At 64.3% G+C, this 15,669-nt stretch carries 11 protein-coding genes and 1 pseudogene; 6 read left to right on the top strand and 6 right to left on the bottom strand.

From position 1 onward, the window contains the following. Positions 1 to 166 precede the first annotated feature (166 nt). A complete protein-coding gene (locus QJT78_RS13375; protein WP_049807530.1) occupies positions 167 to 1,189 on the top strand; it encodes a class I SAM-dependent methyltransferase in 1,023 nt (340 codons plus the stop codon). A 157-nt stretch (positions 1,190 to 1,346) separates the two neighbouring features. Here QJT78_RS13375 and hflX read toward each other — a convergent pair whose 3' ends face one another. From hflX to QJT78_RS13360, 3 genes are all read right to left on the bottom strand, one after another. After that, on the bottom strand, positions 1,347 to 2,750 hold the full coding sequence (gene hflX / locus QJT78_RS13370; RefSeq protein WP_080586527.1) for a GTPase HflX: 1,404 nt from the start codon (positions 2,748 to 2,750) through the stop codon (positions 1,347 to 1,349). A gap of 162 nt (positions 2,751 to 2,912) precedes the next feature. Continuing rightward, positions 2,913 to 3,359, bottom strand: a complete 447-nt coding sequence (locus QJT78_RS13365) for a hypothetical protein (RefSeq protein WP_155258087.1) — start codon at positions 3,357 to 3,359, stop codon at positions 2,913 to 2,915. 839 nt (positions 3,360 to 4,198) lie between these two features. Then, on the bottom strand, positions 4,199 to 5,194 hold the full coding sequence (locus QJT78_RS13360; protein ID WP_028153302.1) for a tetratricopeptide repeat protein: 996 nt from the start codon (positions 5,192 to 5,194) through the stop codon (positions 4,199 to 4,201). A gap of 285 nt (positions 5,195 to 5,479) precedes the next feature. On the opposite strand from QJT78_RS13360, the gene QJT78_RS13355 reads away from it, so the two are divergent. Together QJT78_RS13355 and QJT78_RS13350 are read left to right on the top strand one after the other, a co-directional pair. Further along, complete coding sequence (locus tag QJT78_RS13355) at positions 5,480 to 6,970, top strand: amidohydrolase family protein (RefSeq protein ID WP_028153301.1); 1,491 nt, start codon at positions 5,480 to 5,482, stop codon at positions 6,968 to 6,970. Positions 6,971 to 6,974: 4 nt separating this feature from the next. Continuing rightward, a complete protein-coding gene (locus tag QJT78_RS13350) occupies positions 6,975 to 7,904 on the top strand; it encodes a GTP-binding protein (RefSeq protein ID WP_038942764.1) in 930 nt (309 codons plus the stop codon). 34 nt (positions 7,905 to 7,938) lie between these two features. Here QJT78_RS13350 and QJT78_RS13345 read toward each other — a convergent pair whose 3' ends face one another. Beyond that, positions 7,939 to 8,316, bottom strand: coding sequence for a tautomerase family protein (locus QJT78_RS13345; protein WP_028153299.1), 378 nt, complete (start codon positions 8,314 to 8,316; stop codon positions 7,939 to 7,941). A gap of 171 nt (positions 8,317 to 8,487) precedes the next feature. Here QJT78_RS13345 and QJT78_RS13340 point away from each other — a divergent pair, with 171 nt between their 5' ends. Then, positions 8,488 to 9,087: a TetR/AcrR family transcriptional regulator gene (locus QJT78_RS13340; RefSeq protein WP_028153298.1), complete on the top strand. Its 600-nt coding sequence runs from the start codon at positions 8,488 to 8,490 to the stop codon at positions 9,085 to 9,087. Between the two features lie 142 nt (positions 9,088 to 9,229). Here the strand turns inward: QJT78_RS13340 and QJT78_RS13335 are convergent, their stop codons facing one another. Next, a complete protein-coding gene (locus tag QJT78_RS13335) occupies positions 9,230 to 9,709 on the bottom strand; it encodes a hypothetical protein (RefSeq protein ID WP_281460249.1) in 480 nt (159 codons plus the stop codon). A gap of 11 nt (positions 9,710 to 9,720) precedes the next feature. Then, the gene (locus QJT78_RS13330) at positions 9,721 to 10,221 is read right to left on the bottom strand and encodes a hypothetical protein (RefSeq protein WP_028153296.1); all 501 of its coding nucleotides are present in this window, start codon (positions 10,219 to 10,221) and stop codon (positions 9,721 to 9,723) included. 235 nt (positions 10,222 to 10,456) lie between these two features. On the opposite strand from QJT78_RS13330, the pseudogene QJT78_RS53155 reads away from it, so the two are divergent. Continuing rightward, positions 10,457 to 12,139, top strand: a pseudogene (locus QJT78_RS53155) (cache domain-containing protein). A gap of 194 nt (positions 12,140 to 12,333) precedes the next feature. Next, positions 12,334 to 15,636, top strand: a complete 3,303-nt coding sequence (locus QJT78_RS13315; protein ID WP_281460248.1) for a carboxyl transferase domain-containing protein — start codon at positions 12,334 to 12,336, stop codon at positions 15,634 to 15,636. Positions 15,637 to 15,669 lie beyond the last annotated feature (33 nt).

Raw genomic sequence — 15,669 nt, 5'->3', positions numbered from 1 at the left:
ACAAACTGGCTGAGTTGAATCTGCCGTATATGAAGCGCCTATTAATCACAACAGCAATCAGTCTCGATTTCATATCGCCTCCGGCACACCTTCTGCGCGTCGGCCGGCTCTCAAGCCGCATGAGCCGCAAAAGTGGAAACCCCATTTCATATCTGGCAGGCTGGACATGTTTGACCACGATTCAATCCCTGCGCGGAAATGGGCGTCAAATTTGCCCGTCCCCCATAGCGTTGGGCACTCTGTCCAGGCAGTTGATAATGAGGCAACTGATGACGTTGCCGATATCTACAACCAGGCTGGTGACGATTATGTCTCTTACGCTGACGGGGATCCCTCGCGGCTCTTTGCCTTTGACGGAATGCACGCGTACGCAGACCGCTGCGTCTGGGCCGTATTGGAGAAGAAACTGACCGACCTACGGGCTTCCGGCGCAAGCTCAGTCAGGTTCCTGGATGCGGGTTGCGGACCCGGTACCTGGCTGCGCCGACTGGTCATCCGCGCGCACGTGCTCGGATTCAGCAGCATTACCGCGCGCGGATTCGACATCGCACAGGCGCAAATACAGCGGGCGCAATGGGCTGCGCGAAATCTCTCCAGCCTTCCAGGCGTAAGTGTCACATTCGACGTCGCCGACCTTTCGGACCGGCTGCCGGAAGCGGATGCCTCGGTTGATCTGACTCTTTGCCTGTACAGCGCGCTGAGCCATCTGCCCGTCGCACGCCTGCCGGAAATCTCGAGAGAGATCGCACGCGTCACATCGGGATATTTCATAACCACGGTACGTCCGATCGGCAGTATGCCAACGGCCTTTGTGGACTCGATCGAGAAAGTCCGCCGATTGAAACAGGATCACGTCAGGGACCGCTGCGAAATCGACCTCAGCGACGGCAGGCAGATTGCATTCAGCTTTCATTTGTTTACCGCGGTTGAATTGCGAAATTATCTCACCGGCTGTTTCGACATCGAGGATGTGCGGGGCCTCGACCTCTTTCACAGTCGATTTATGCCGGATTCACGGTGGAATCCCCGCGCTCCGACGGGCGAAGGTCAGCTTGCGGATGAACTCGAGCGGCTCGAGAAGGCGTATGCCTCGCGCACGGAGTTCATGGACCGCGCCACCCATCTCCTGCTCGTGGCGCGCAGCCGGCGAGCCGTTGCGCCAACAGCCTGCGTCGCGGTGCCGACCTAAAGCGTTTTCCAGCGAAGTGGACACCGGTTCGCGTCAAGAAAACGCGTCAAAATCAAGAATCCAGAGCCCCGTTCCGATTCCATCGGAACGGAAAGGGCTCTAGCATCGCTGATTCCTGTCTGAATCGTCTTTGTACCCGACGGGTCGGCGGCCGAACTCATGGGACGGCGAGCGTTCTTCGCAGCCGCGTGATCGCGTCGGGCAGGCCGCGTACCCTCATGATCCGGCCAGTGGCATCGTAGTCCTCGGAGAGTACGCACGTATGCTCATACACGTCGCTGAGCAGCCCCTGCTTCGCGTAGGGCAGTACCAACTGGTCCTCCACCATTGCAGCTTCGAAGAACGCGATGATCGTCTCGCGTAGCGAGGCTACGTCAGCGGGCGACATTGCGGAAAGCAGGATCGCGTCCGGGTGCTTTGCGTGGAGGGCGGCCCGGTCCGCCTCGCTGACGCGATCAATCTTGTTGAAAAGCAGACGCGACGGGACGGCTTCCGCGCCGATCTCGCGCAGCACGCTGCGGCTCACCTCGAGCTGCGATTCGTACGCCGGATCGGACGCATCGACGACGAACAACAACAGCGACGCTTCGAGCGCTTCGGCGAGCGTGGAACGGAATGACGCGACGAGATCGTGCGGCAGCTTCTTGATGAACCCGACAGTGTCCGAGACCAGCACGCGCGGGTTCATCTCGGGCTGCAGGGCACGCACCGTCGTATCGAGCGTCGCGAACAGCTTGTCCGCGACCAGCACCTCGCTGCCCGTGAGCGCCCGCATGAGCGACGACTTCCCCGCGTTGGTGTAGCCGACGAGTGCGACCCGAAGCTGATCGCGGCGCGCGGACCGACGCTGGTCGCCGTCTCGCTGGATATCATCCAGCTGTTCCTTTAGTTCCGCGAGGCGATCGCGGATCTTGCGGCGATCAAGTTCGAGATCGGTCTCGCCCGAGCCGGGCCCCTGCTGCCGTCCGCTGCCCGGCGCTTCCCGCAAGCGCGGCGACACGTACTTCAACCGCGCGATCTCGACCTGCACCTTCGCCTCGCGACTGTGCGCGTGACGATGGAAAATCTCGACGATCACGCCGGTCCGATCGAGCACCTGCGCGCCGGTCGCGCGCTCCAGGTTGCGGGCCTGACCTGGGGAGATTTCATGATCGAAGATCACAAACTCCGGCTTCGGCTGCACCTCCGAATCAGGCTCCGGCTGCCTGGCGTTCGGCTTCTTGCCGTCGCCGTCCTGAAAGCGTTCGCGGGCCTTCGACTTCCGCGGTACCGCCATCGATCCGACGACGCCCGTGCCGCCGGTCATCGCCGCGAGTTCCTCGAGCCGCCCCTTGCCGAGCACCGTCGCGCCGTCGATCTCGTCGCGCTTCTGCGATATCGTGCCAACGACCTCGTAACCGAGCGTATTTACCAGGCGGCCCAGCTCTTCGATGCTTGCGGCGTGCGCGACGTCATCGACGCCCGGAAGCTGGACGCCGACCAGGATCGCGCGCGGAACGGGCGGTTTGGTTTCCACGGTGCGGCGCTCGCCGGCAGCGTGCCAGGCTTCCGTTTTTGCCATTTGGCATCCTCCCGTACATGGCCGCCGCTGCGGTGGCACCTGGCGGTTTGCGCGAGGCCCATGCTGCGGCGGTCGTCTCTTGTGTCCGGCCTGTGCCGGACAGGTTGCTGCGACGACGCAGGCGGCCGTGGCGCCCGTGTCGCAGCGGTGGGATCAGACAGGTCACGCCGCTTTGCGAACCGGATTCATTGCTCTGCGCCGCGCTGAAACGGCGCAGCCGCATTCATGGACGGTTCCCGCCTCGATGACAAAGCCGCGCCTTTCCAACGACTGGCGAAGGGCCTGGTTGGAGGCGGCCTTCTGCGGATCAACCCAGACGACCAGCACGCCGTTGGGACGCAAGAAGTCCGCCAGCCAATCAAGCACTGGCTCAAGCGCATTGAACGTGCGCCGCCGCCAATCGACCAACGCTACGTCGTATTGGCCGGCCGGACGGCCGCAGTTTGCCGTAGCGGCTGCGTGAGCGTAGCCGAGGCGTTGCAGCTCGAACATCAGTTCGACGCCCCTGGAGCCGGCTACGATGATCCGGTCCTGTTTCGTGCAATGTGCAAGCGCGATCATCGGTTCGATGATTCGATCGCGTGCCGGAGTGGCGAGAGTAAGAGTCATGATGTCACCATCGGGTCTGACGATTGTTTGAAGCTGCCGCAAGACGGGCTGGCTGGCCCTCGACCGGCGTCTCGCTCAGGCGAGGCCTGAACGTTGAACGTGCAGCAGTCGCTGCCGCGAGGCCTGCGCACTCATGTTGATTTCAGGAATGCCGGTAGCCGCGATCACTACCTGGAGTGAAGGTCTCCGCGCGCCGGTCTCGTCTCGATGCGATCGAAGGGCCAGCGCGCCTGGGTTGGAACGACATGACACCATCTCGCTTGAGAAGCAGACGTAAACGACAGCGTCTGCAAGATAGGCAAAACGACATAAAGAAACGAGACGGACGAAACGGCCACGATATAGTAGTCGCGTGTCTTGTTCGAACCAGCCATTTCCATGGTCAGATGATCATCTAGGGTGTGATCTCGTCGGACTTTGTTTGCTGAAGCTTGCTCAAGTTAGCCCATGATGGACTGGAACGACTGAGCGCGCGAAGGTTTGCCAATCGCGAAAATACCCATTGTGTTTCAATGGGCTGTTTGACCGCTGAACAACTGGCAAGCCCATTGAAATCCAAGGCTATTCACTCTTCCCTAGGGAGCGCCATTTCTTTTGCGCGAGAGTTCTATCTCCGCTTGCTGTCCGAGAACCTTCCCCGGCTGAACGGCACCGATCCCTATTGGTGTAGGAAGGCAAATCCATCTCGGAACAAGGCTGCGACCGTGGCCAAGCCCATCGTGGCCGCCGGTATCCTGGATTCCCATCTCACAGACCAGTTCACGCGCCTCAAAACAATGACGTCCTGATCGAGACCGTTAACATGGGAATTGCGACTGGGAATCTGTCCGCCTCTGCGATCACTGCGACTGTAATCGCTTCAGGTCGGCAATGGCGGCACGATACTCTCGAAACGAGGTCGGGCATCCGTCTCGCGCGGCTGCAAACTCGTTCCGGGCCGCGACTGCATCTTTGCTCTTGAGCTGAACAATCCCAGCGTAATAGTGGGCCTCGCAGGTTTGATCTGCATTCTTGGCCGAAGCCAGGGCTGCGGCGGGAGTGATCCGGCCGATAAGCAATTCGCCGACGGTTCTCGGCCAATCCCTGAGCTGGCCCTTGTCGAGTGCGGTGGACAGCGCGATGTCCGCATCGGCGGATCGTCCCTGCATCCGCGCCACCGATCCCCAAATCACGCCGTAGCCGTCGGGATCGGAAAACCGTGCCTCCCGGTTATAGTCCGAAGCAGCGTCCCTGAAATCGCCTCTCCGATAGTACGCATCCCCTCGGGCCGCGTAGTAGTCAGCCGCGACGCGATCGGCCTCCGGACGACTCACCTCCTGGTCTTTGGCAAAGGTGGTGTTCTTGTCGGGTCCAAGCCTGATGGCATCGGTGAAATCCCGGATCGCCTCGTCCAGCCTGTCCTCGGACATATAAATCTGTCCGCGAATGAACCGGCTTGCGGCACCTGAGAGATCAAGATTGATGGCCTCGGTGAGCGAAGCGATTGCGCGTGTGTTGTCGCCCTTTTTGGCCAAGGTCAGTCCCAGCTCGTGATGAGCGTAGTTGTTCTTCGGGTTGAGCCTGACCGCCTCGGTAAAGTCGGCTTGAGCCGCATCCATGTTGCCGAGTGCAAAATTTCCGAAGCCATGCTTGAGCAGCGCCATGGATCTTGCATCGGGAGGCAATCTGGCGTCCTGGGAGAGGCTGCTGCACGCTGCCATCATGCGCGGGACATCGCTGTTGTCCTGACAATCGTTCAGATCTTGTGGGGTGGCCGCAAACGCGCTTGCCGCCGAGACGACGATGGAGATGATCAAAGCTGCCCTGCAGCCGATGCGCAGGCCCTGATTTGACATTGCAGACATTCCGCCCCCCCTTGCGCGATACATTTGCCGATGATCCCGACGCAGGCAACGCGACCTGCCGCGACGGCAACCTTATAGCGATCTTTTCCATCGTTCTACCGGAGGCTTGTTGGGCCGTTGCCCGTCGGGCAAGACATGCCGCGAGGTTGCGAGCGCATGCAGCATCGGCATCAGTGGCGGTAGTCGTTCTCCCCAAAATCTGCACTATGCGCTCCGCGCCTCCGGAGCTGCTGCCGGGTCTTCGGAGGTTCTGGCAATAGCATGCGGAGTGACGACATGAGCAGCTTGGTGATCTCTGGCGGCCGGGTGGTGGATCCCGCAAGCGGGATGGATGCCATTGGCGATGTGGCGGTGATGGATGGCAAGATCGCCGCGGTCGGCACGGGCCTCGGCGGCGCCGAGCGGGTGATCGACGCGACAGGGCTCGTGGTCGCGCCGGGCTTCATCGATCTGCACGCGCATGGCCAGTCGATCCCGGCCGATCGCATGCAGGCGTTCGACGGTGTGACGACGACGCTCGATCTCGAGGCCGGCGTGCTGCCGGTCGCCTCCTGGTATGAGCGCCAGGCGCGGAAGGGGCGCGTGCTGAACTACGGCGCCGCCACCAACTGGGCGTTTGCGCGCATCGGCGCGATGACCGGCTCGAATGCGGAGAGCTCGCTGGAGGCGTTCGGCAACGCCATGCGCGATCGCCGCTGGATGGACAACGTGGCGAGCGATGCGGAGGTCGCCGGCATCCTCGAGCGTCTTTCGCGCGGCCTGAACGAGGGCGGCATCGGCATCGGCATCCTGAACGCCTATGCGCCGGGTGCTGGCGTGCAGGAGCTGACGGCGGTCTGTCAGCTCGCAGCCAGGCAGGACGTGCCGACCTTCACCCACGTCGCCTACATGTCGCGCGTCGACCCCGAAAGTGCGGCGGAAGCCTATATCCGCCTGATCGGCTATGCCGGCGCCACCGGCGCGCACATGCACATCTGCCATTTCAACTCGTCGAGCAAGACCGACATCGAGCGCTGCCGTGTGCTGGTCGAAAAGGCGCAGGCGCAGGGCTTGCCCATCACGGTCGAGGCCTATCCCTATGGCACGGGCTCGACCGTGCTGGCCGCGGCCTTCTTCAGTGATCCCCAGTTCGTCGAGCGCAACGGCACCGGTTATGACTCAGTGCAGCGCGTGACCGACGGTCACCGCTTCCGCGATCGCGAGGAGCTGCTGAAGGCGCAGGCCGAAGAGCCGTCCTCGCTGGTTCTCTGGCACATCCTCGATACCGACAACAATGCGCATCATCGCGATCTGCTCGACATGTCAGTGCTGTATCCCGGCGGCGCGATCGCGTCAGATGCGATGCCGTGGACGACGTCGGACGGCAAGACCTACACCGGCGATGCCTGGCCGCTGCCGGATGATGCCACCTCGCATCCGCGCTCGGCCGGCTGCTTCACGAAGTTCATCCGCGAATGGGTGCGCGAGCGCAAGGCCGTGTCGCTGCTGGAAGGCGTGCGCAAATGCGCGCTGATCCCCGCGGAGATCCTGTCGCAGAGCACGCCGGCGATGCGCGCCAAGGGCCGGCTCGCGAAGGACGCCGATGCCGATATCGTCGTGTTCGACTACGAGAAGCTCTCGGACCGCGCGACCTTCACGGCGATGAACCGTCCGTCGGAAGGCGTGCGGCATCTGATCGTCAGCGGCCAGCTGCTGATCAGCGATGGCATGCTGGACGTGGCGGCGCGGCCCGGCCGCCCCGTGCGTCGCCCCGTCGTCGAGGGCTGATCCCATGCCGGTCCCCATTCTCCTGGTGACGGGCTTTCTGGGGGCGGGCAAGACGACGGTCGTCAACCATCTGCTGGCGAATGCGGAGGGACGGCGTATCGCGGCAATCGTCAACGATTTCGGCGCGATCAACATCGACGCGGAGCTGATCGCGGGTGCGAGCGACGGCGTGGTCAGCCTCGCCAATGGCTGCATCTGCTGCTCGCTCGAAGGCGATCTCCTGCGCACGCTCTCGACGCTGCTGCGACGCGATCCCAAGCCGGAATACATCGTCATCGAGACCAGCGGCGTCGCCGATCCCGCCGACATCGTCCGCAACCTGATGGATCCCGTGATCCTGCGCGAGGCGCCGCTGGAAACGGTGCTCTGCGTGATGGATGCGGCGACGTTGCCTGTGGCCCTGGATGATGCGCTGCATCGTTCGCAGCTGCGCGTCGCCGATATCGTGGCGCTGAGCAAGCTCGATCTGGCGGACGAGAGCGCAGGCACCCGCATGCGCGAAGCCATCCGCGCGCAGCGTGTCCCCGTCGTCGTGATCGATGCCAGGCACGGCGAGATTCCGTCCGCGCTGCTGTTTCCCGCGGTCGTTGATCGTGCGCCCGCGCCGCGCGAGCCGGGGCCGAAACGCCCGGCAGAAGAGCGCTTCGAGACGCTGAGCTGGACCTCGGATCAGCCGCTGTCGCTGCCGCGCCTGCAGCAGGCGATCGGCCGTCTTGCGCCAAAGCTTGCGCGCGCAAAAGGCCTGTTCGAGACCGTCGAGCAACCCGGGCGCCAGATGGTGTTTCAGTTCGCCGCCGGCCGCGCGACGCTCGCCCCTGGCGATGCGACAGCGCCGGGCGCGCCGCGATCACGGATCGTCTTCATCGCCGAACTCGGCGTGCTCTCGAAGGCCGAGCTCGACGGGATCATGGCGGCGTGCGTTGCGGGTGGATGAAGCGAGCGATCACGCTAGAAGCAAGCCCCTCACTTCACGTAAATTGCGCGATGCCGTGGCCGACGGACCAGTTCTGCGCGGGGGCATCGAGCACGTTGACGAACACGTCCTCCGGCCGGATGCCCGGGTTCTCACCAAGCTGCTCCGCGATCCGTCGGTACAGCGCCTTCTTCTGCTCCGCCGTGCGCGATGCGAACACGGTGATCTGGATCAGCACGGCGTCGTCGCTGCGTTTGACGCCATAGGCATTGCCGCAGCGGAAGTTCGAGGCGTCATGCTCGCTGATGGTCATGAACTCGTCGCCCTCGGGCACGTTCAGCGCCTCGCGCATGGCGCGGTACAAACCATCGAGGATCGCCTGCCGATAGGCTTCCGGTTTGCCGGCGCGCATCGAGATGTGGAGGAGAGGCATGAGCTGGTCCCTTTTGGCATGCGGGCCCGATCGGCCAGGGCGCACGCAAGCGCCGGCCATTGGGCCCATTGACGGAATGGACTATCAATCCCTATTAGTTTTTGACGTGGTGTCGAGAAATCACGTTCTTGACATCGTGTCAAATATTTTTGCCATGCCGAGGAGCAGGATTTGAGGCCGCGCGAATTCGACCACGACGATGTCCTGCGTATCGCGTTCGACCAGTTCTGGCGCAAAGGTGTGCGCGGCACCTCGCTATCGGACATCGCGCGCGATGCCGGCGTTCAGCGCGGCAGCCTCTACAATGCCTTCGGCAGCAAGGAGGCGCTGTTCCTCCAGGCCTATGAGCGTTATGCGGGCGATTATCTCCTCGCCCTGCAAAAGGCGCTCGGCGCGGGCTCATTGCGAAAACGCCTTACCGCGTTCTTCGACCTAACCATCACCAACTTCCGCTCGGGCTCGCCACCGCGGGGATGTCCGACCACGCGCGGATTGATGGAGCTCGGCGCGGCCGAAGGCGAAGGCTTGGATGAAGACGCGCGTCTGGCCTTTGCGGGCCTCGTCTCGCGCATCACCATGCTGGTTCAAGAGACGTTGGCGGCAGGCGCAGAGCGCGGCGAGTTCAATGGCAATCCTGCGGCCGCAGCGCTGCACATCATCACGGTGACGCGCGGCCTTGGCGTGCTCGAACGTGCCTTCGGCGACGAGCCGCAGCTGCGCAAGATCGCGGCTCACACCATCGATCTCGTGCTCGGCAAGAAGGGCGGTTAGGTCGGGCCGCAAAACGACGACCCCAGCGGTGGTGATCCCTGGGGCCGTCTGGAGGTTTTATGGAGGGCATCGAGCACTGCGTCTCCATGGCGATGTTGATAGCGCAAGGTCGCTGGAGATGCGACTAGAACCCATCAAAGCGTCAGCACAAGGCAAGCGCGTTGACGGCCCGGGTCGTCGCGATCTCGTTCTCGTTCTCGTTCCCGACGAACTGGCAAACGATGGATTCGAGTTCGCCCGGCTGGTTGCGGCGCGCGACCGCCAGCAGTCGCATCAATTCCGCCTCGTCCTGCGAGAGGCGCCGGCACGAGGGCGGCATGAAGCACAGTTCGCACGGCCGGCCGCTGCGCAGGATCCTGACGAGCGCAGCCGCGCGCGCCACCAGCAGCGGACTGTCGGCGATGCCCGGCGCCTCGTCGGCGAAGCGATAGGCCGCTTCCCAGCAATCGGAGGCGCCGGTCGCATAGGCCGCTCCGATGAATCGGAACAGCGACAGCGCGACGCGGGAAAATTCATCGTAGCTCTCGACGCAGGGACGCACCGCAAGCGCGGCCTGGAGCGGACAGAGCCGCGGCTGGCCGGCTTTTTCGACTGGCGCAGAACCACACGTGTCGTGGAGCATGAACGATCCCGTCAGTGCAGCGTGGGACTTCCGACCAGCCAGCTCTTCATCGCCATCGTCCGGTCATGGTCGAAAGACTGAACGTGTCGGTCGGGCAGGATGAGGCCGGCCATGCGGAAGATCGTTGCAAGCCCGCGCACGGGCGCGAGAGCCCAATCTGCACCGACCGGCGGCAGCCAGCTCTCGAACTGCTCGCGGGCGACGTCGATGCGTTCCTGCTGTGCCGCGGCGATCGCCCGCAAGATTCCGTGCTCGCTGTCCGACATCTTCGGACAGGTCGGGCAATGAACTTCGATGGCCGTATGCGCCGTGCAAGCGAAGATCTCGATGATGGATTCCAGCGAGGGCACGGCGTCGCCCACGCGAAAGTGGTCGTACACTTGCTGGATATCGGTCGCGGTCGGAACGGCGCTTCCGCTGCGTGCCTTGGCCCGAAATCCCCAGATGAAGAGCCGCTCCGCCGCGCACAGCGCGGGAAGGTCGAGGGACTTGCCATATGTCGATTGATGCATTGAGCCTCTGGCCTTCTGTGCAGCTCACGCCACAGCTTGCGCTGATGATCTGCGCGGATCGTTCCGCCAGAGCCGACCGCAAGTCAACGCTCGGAGCGCCGATATCGAGGTCTTCTAGATCTAAAGAGCGTCCGAAGCAATTTTGCGGGGATTTGGGGAACTCGAATGCTTAAAGCTTCGCTAAGGGGTGCGGGATAAACTGGCATATCAGCCCTTCCAATTCTTGCGAGCACCGATGTTTTTCTCCCGCATCAGTTTCAAGCTGGTCCTGATTGTCGGCATCAGCCTCCTCGGCATGATCGCTCTGGCGCCGATCGCGCTCTCGACCCTGCGCGCGCAGATGGTCGCCGACCGCCAGGCCAAGACGCAGCACATGGTCGACGTCGGCTACGGCATCCTGACGCACTATCAGAAGCTCGAGAGCGAGGGGAAGCTGCCGCGCGAGCAGGCGCAGGCCGCCGCGATCGCAACGATCAAGAGCCTGCGTTATGACAAGGTCGAGTATTTCTGGATCAACGACATGGCCCCCAAGATGGTCATGCACCCGATCAAGCCCGAGCTCGACGGCAAGGATCTCTCTGGCATGAAGGACCCCGCCGGCAATGCGCTGTTCATGGGCTTCGTTGACGTCGTCAACAAGCAGGGCGCCGGCTTCTACAGCTATCTCTGGCCGAAGCCGGGCTTCGAGCAGCCGGTCGGAAAAATCTCCTATGTGAAGGGCTTTGCGCCCTGGGGATGGATCATCGGCACCGGCATTTATCTCGACGACGTCGACGCCGTTTTCCGCCAGAACGCGACGACATTCGCCTACATTTGTCTGGCCGTCCTGGTCCTGGTGCTGGCCTGCTCCTTCGTGATCGGCCGCAGCGTGACCCGGCCGCTCGCGAACATCACCGCGCTGACCGAGCGGCTCGCCGCCGGCGACAGCGCGTTCGAGGTGCCCTACACCGACCGCAGCGACGAGGTCGGTGGGCTCGCCAAGGCGCTTGCCGTGTTCAAGGACAATGCGTCGGCGGTGAGCCGCATGCATGCCGAGCAGCAGGAGGCGAAGCAGAGGGCCGACGACGAGAAACGCAAGACGATGGCCGATCTCGCCGGCAAGTTCGAGGCGAGCGTTTAGGCCGTCGTCCGCGACGTCTTCACCGAGGCGCGCGCGATGCAGCAGGCCGCGCAAGGCATGTCGGAGACCGCGAACAAGGCGACCGACCGCGCAAGCTTCGTCGCGTCCGCCTGCCAGCAGGCGTCGAGCAATGTGCAGACGGTGGCGTCCGCCGCCGGCCAGCTGTCATCCTCGATCACCGAGATCAGCCAGCGCGTCGCACAGGCTGCAAGCGTGGCCGACAAGGCGGCCGCCGACGGTCAGCGCACCAACGACACCGTGCAGGGGCTCGCCGCCGCCGCGCACAAGATCGGCGAGGTCATCGACCTCATCAACCAGATCGCCTCGCAGACCAACCTGCTCGCGCTCAACGCCACCATCGAGGCGGCGCGCGCCGGCGAGGCCGGCAAGGGATTTGCCGTGGTCGCGAGCGAGGTCAAATCGCTGGCGAGCCAGACCGCGAAGGCGACCGACGAGATCGGCGCGCAGATCACCGCGATCCAGGCCGAGACCAACCAGGTCGTCGGCAACATCGAGAGCATCCGCAAGACCATCATGGAGGTCAACGAGATCTCCTCGTCGATCGCCGCCGCGGTCGAGGAGCAGGGCGCCGCGACGCAGGCGATCGCCCACAGCGTGCAGGAAGCGGCGTCCGGCACCGACCAGGTCTCGCAGAACATCTCCGGTGTCACCGACGCCACGGCGGAAACGGGCCAGGCCGCAGGCCTCGTGCTGCAATCGAGCGGCCGGCTGTCGCAGAAGCTGCAGTCGCTGGAGAACGAGGTCAGCACCTTCGTTGCTGGCGTGCGGGCGGCCTGACATCGCGCTCATACTATCTGCCGTGACGCGGATTATGCGCCTCGTCACGGCGCGCGCCGGCAACTGATATTCCGGCCTGCGGGACCGGCTATTGCGACCGGCTTTCTCGCCCTTGACGAGCGCGGTTAAAGTGAAGAAGCAGGATCATCGAACCTGCCGACCCGCGCCTCGGCCCGCGGGCATGGAGACGCCGCATGTCGTTCAAGAAACTCCTGATCGCCAACCGTGGCGAGATCGCCATCCGCATCGCGCGCGCGGCGGCCGATGCCGGCATCGCGACGGTCGCGATCCATCCGGCCGATGACGCGCTGTCGCTGCACGCGCGCGTTGCCGACGAGGCGATCGAAATCCCCGGCCGCGGCGCACGGGCCTATCTCGATATCGAAGCGGTGGTGAAGGCGGCGAAGAGCGCCGGCTGCGACGCGGTGCATCCCGGTTATGGCTTCCTCAGCGAGAATGCCGCGTTCGCCAAGGCTTGCGCGGATGCGGGCATCGCCTTCGTCGGGCCGAAGCCGGCCGCGCTTGAACTGTTCGGCGACAAGGTCGCGGCCCGGCAACTGGCCAAGCGTTGCGGCGCGCCGATCATCGCCGGCACCAGCGGGCCCTCGTCGCTGGAGGAGATCACGGCATTCTTCGAATCCCTCGGCAAGGGCGCGGCGATCGTGATCAAGGCGATGGCCGGTGGCGGCGGCCGCGGCATGCGCGTCGTGGAGAATGCCGCTGATCTCGCGGAAGCCTATGCGCGCTGCCAATCCGAGGCCAGGGCGGCGTTCGGCTTCGACGGCGTCTATGCCGAGCGCCTGATCCGGCAGGCCCGCCACATCGAGGTGCAGATCATCGGCGATCGCCATGGCGCGATCTCCCATCTCTGGGAGCGCGAATGCACCATCCAGCGCAGGCACCAGAAGCTGATCGAGGTGGCGCCGAGCCCGTCGCTCAGCGACGCCTTGCGCGGCCGCATCATCGAGGCTGCGAAGCAGCTCGCGACCGCAGCGGCTTACGACAATCTCGGCACCTTCGAATTCCTGGTCGACGGCACGGCCGAGGACAGCTTTGCGTTCATCGAGGCCAATCCGCGGCTCCAGGTCGAGCACACCGTGACGGAGGAAGTGCTCGGCCTCGACCTCGTCCGCGCCCAGCTAGCGGTCGCCGCCGGCGCAACATTGGCCTCCCTTAGCCTAGCACAGGGCGCCATCCCGAAGCCGCGGGGCTATGCGATGCAGCTCCGCGTCAACATGGAGACGCTGGACGAGCTGGGGGCGACGCATCCCACCGGCGGCGTGCTCGCCGTGTTCGAGCCGCCGTCGGGGCCCGGCGTCCGCGTCGATAGTTTTGGTTACGCCGGCTACAAGACCAGCGCCGCGTTCGACTCCCTGCTGGCCAAGGTCATCGTGCATACGCCGGGCGAAGCCTGGCACGACGTCGTGGCAAAAGCCTCGCGCGCCTTGCGCGAGTTCAGGATCGACGGCGTCGTCACCAACATCGCCTTCCTCCAGGCCGTGCTCGCACATCCCGATTTCAGGACCAACCGCATTGCGACCGATTTCATCGATCGCAACATCGCAAAGCTGGTCGAGGCGGCCGATGGCGCGGCAAAGCCGCTCTATTTTGCCGCGACCGAGCGAAGCGGCCATGGCGCGGAGACGCACGTCGCGCAGATCGTGCCCGAAGGCGCGGTGATGGTCGCTGCGCCCTTGCAGGGAACCATCGTCACCATCCAGGTGAAGGAAGGCGAGATCGTGCGCCCGGGCCAGCAGCTCGCCGTGATCGAATCCATGAAGATGGAGCATCTGGTCATGGCCGAGCAGGGCGGCCGCGTCATGAAGCTCGTCGCCGGCGATGGCGTTACCCTGATGCATGGCGAACCGATCATGTACCTGGAGCCGCTCGACGTCGCGGCCGATGCGTCGGCGGCGGAAGCCGATGTCGATCTCGACCACATCCGCCCCGATCTCGCCGAGCTGATCGCGCGCCAGGCCAATACACTCGATGTGAACCGGCCGGCCTCGGTCGAGCGCCGCCGCAACACCAATCAGCGCACCGCACGCGAGAACGTCGCGCAGCTCGTCGACGACGGCTCGTTCATGGAATATGGTAGCCTTGCGATTGCAGCGCAGCGGCGCCGCCGCAAGCTCGACGATCTCATCAAGAGCACGCCGGCCGATGGCCTCGTGATGGGTGTTGCGACGGTGAATGCCGAGAGGTTCGGCCCCGAGGGGAGCCGCTGCATCGTCGTGGCCTACGACTATACCGTGCTCGCGGGCACGCAGGGCCACATGAACCACAAGAAGATCGACCGCATGCTGACGCTGGCGGAAGACTGGCGCGTGCCGCTGGTGTTTTATGCCGAAGGCGGCGGCGGCCGGCCCGGTGACACCGACCGGCTCGGCATGACCGGCCTCGACGGCCCGTCCTTCGTCCAGTTCGCAAAGCTCTCCGGCCTCGTGCCGGTTGTCGGCGTGGTCTCCGGCTACTGCTTTGCCGGCAACGCCGCGATGCTCGGTTGCTGCGACGTCATCATTGCCACCAGGAACGCCTCGATCGGCATGGGCGGTCCGGCGATGATCGAAGGCGGCGGTCTCGGCGTCTATCACCCGGCCGAGGTCGGCCCGGTTACGTTCCAGTCGCCGAACGGCGTGATCGACATCCTCGTCGAGGACGAGGAGGAGGCGACGCGGGTGGCGCAAAAATACCTGTCCTATTTCCAGGGCGCGGTGACGGAGTGGCAGGCCGCCGATCAGCGCCTGCTCCGTCGTGCGATCCCCGAGAACCGCCTGCGCGTCTACGACATCCGCAGCGTGATCGATCTCGTCGCCGACAAGGACAGCGTGCTGGAGCTGCGCCGCGACTACGGCGTCGGCATGATCACCGCGCTGGTCCGCATTGAGGGCAAGCCGTTTGGTCTGATCGCCAACGTTCCGCGCCATCTCGGCGGCGCGATCGATGCCGACGCCGGCGACAAGGCCGCGCGCTTCCTCCAGCTCTGCGATGCCTTCGATCTGCCGATCGTCTCGCTGTGCGACACGCCCGGCTTCATGGTCGGCCCGGAGGCCGAGAAGACCGCGATCGTGCGCCACGTCTCGCGCATGTTCGTGACAGGTGCGAGCCTTACCGTGCCGCTGTTCGGCATCGTGCTGCGCAAGGGCTATGGTCTCGGCGCACAGTCGATGATCGGCGGCGGCTTCCACGCCTCCTTCTTCACCGCGGCCTGGCCGACCGGCGAGTTCGGCGGCATGGGCCTGGAGGGCTATGTCCGCCTCGGCTTCCGCAAGGAGATGGAGGCGATCGCCGATCCTGAGGAGCGGGAGACCTATTATCGCAATAAGGTCGCCGAGCTCTATGCCAACGGCAAGGCGGTCTCGATCGCCTCGGTGTTCGAGATCGACAACGTCATCGACCCCGCCGAGACGCGGCGCTGGATCATGGCGGGCGTGCGCTCGGTGCCGAAGCCGCCTGCGAGGACGGAGAAGAAGCGGCCGTGCATCGATACGTGGTGAGCGCAGTGCAGCAAATCCGAGTCGCCTGAGGCA

Source organism: Bradyrhizobium sp. Mp27 (genome assembly GCF_029953005.1).
Classification (GTDB): domain Bacteria; phylum Pseudomonadota; class Alphaproteobacteria; order Rhizobiales; family Xanthobacteraceae; genus Bradyrhizobium; species Bradyrhizobium barranii.
The sequence above is the reverse complement of the archived record's forward strand: the minus strand, read 5'-3'. Positions and strand labels throughout refer to the sequence as shown.

Bases quoted from the DNA above. Each gene is read 5' to 3' on its own strand.
- QJT78_RS13355 (WP_028153301.1), top strand. From the start codon at position 5,480: ATGAGCAGCTTGGTGATCTCTGGCGGCCGGGTGGTGGATCCCGCAAGC.
- QJT78_RS13365 (WP_155258087.1), bottom strand. From the start codon at position 3,359: ATGACTCTTACTCTCGCCACTCCGGCACGCGATCGAATCATCGAACCG.
- QJT78_RS13335 (WP_281460249.1), bottom strand. From the start codon at position 9,709: ATGCTCCACGACACGTGTGGTTCTGCGCCAGTCGAAAAAGCCGGCCAG.
- hflX (WP_080586527.1), bottom strand. From the start codon at position 2,750: ATGGCAAAAACGGAAGCCTGGCACGCTGCCGGCGAGCGCCGCACCGTG.
- QJT78_RS13350 (WP_038942764.1), top strand. From the start codon at position 6,975: ATGCCGGTCCCCATTCTCCTGGTGACGGGCTTTCTGGGGGCGGGCAAG.
- QJT78_RS13360 (WP_028153302.1), bottom strand. From the start codon at position 5,194: ATGTCAAATCAGGGCCTGCGCATCGGCTGCAGGGCAGCTTTGATCATC.
- QJT78_RS13345 (WP_028153299.1), bottom strand. From the start codon at position 8,316: ATGCCTCTCCTCCACATCTCGATGCGCGCCGGCAAACCGGAAGCCTAT.
- QJT78_RS13375 (WP_049807530.1), top strand. From the start codon at position 167: ATGTTTGACCACGATTCAATCCCTGCGCGGAAATGGGCGTCAAATTTG.
- QJT78_RS13315 (WP_281460248.1), top strand. From the start codon at position 12,334: ATGTCGTTCAAGAAACTCCTGATCGCCAACCGTGGCGAGATCGCCATC.
- QJT78_RS13330 (WP_028153296.1), bottom strand. From the start codon at position 10,221: ATGCATCAATCGACATATGGCAAGTCCCTCGACCTTCCCGCGCTGTGC.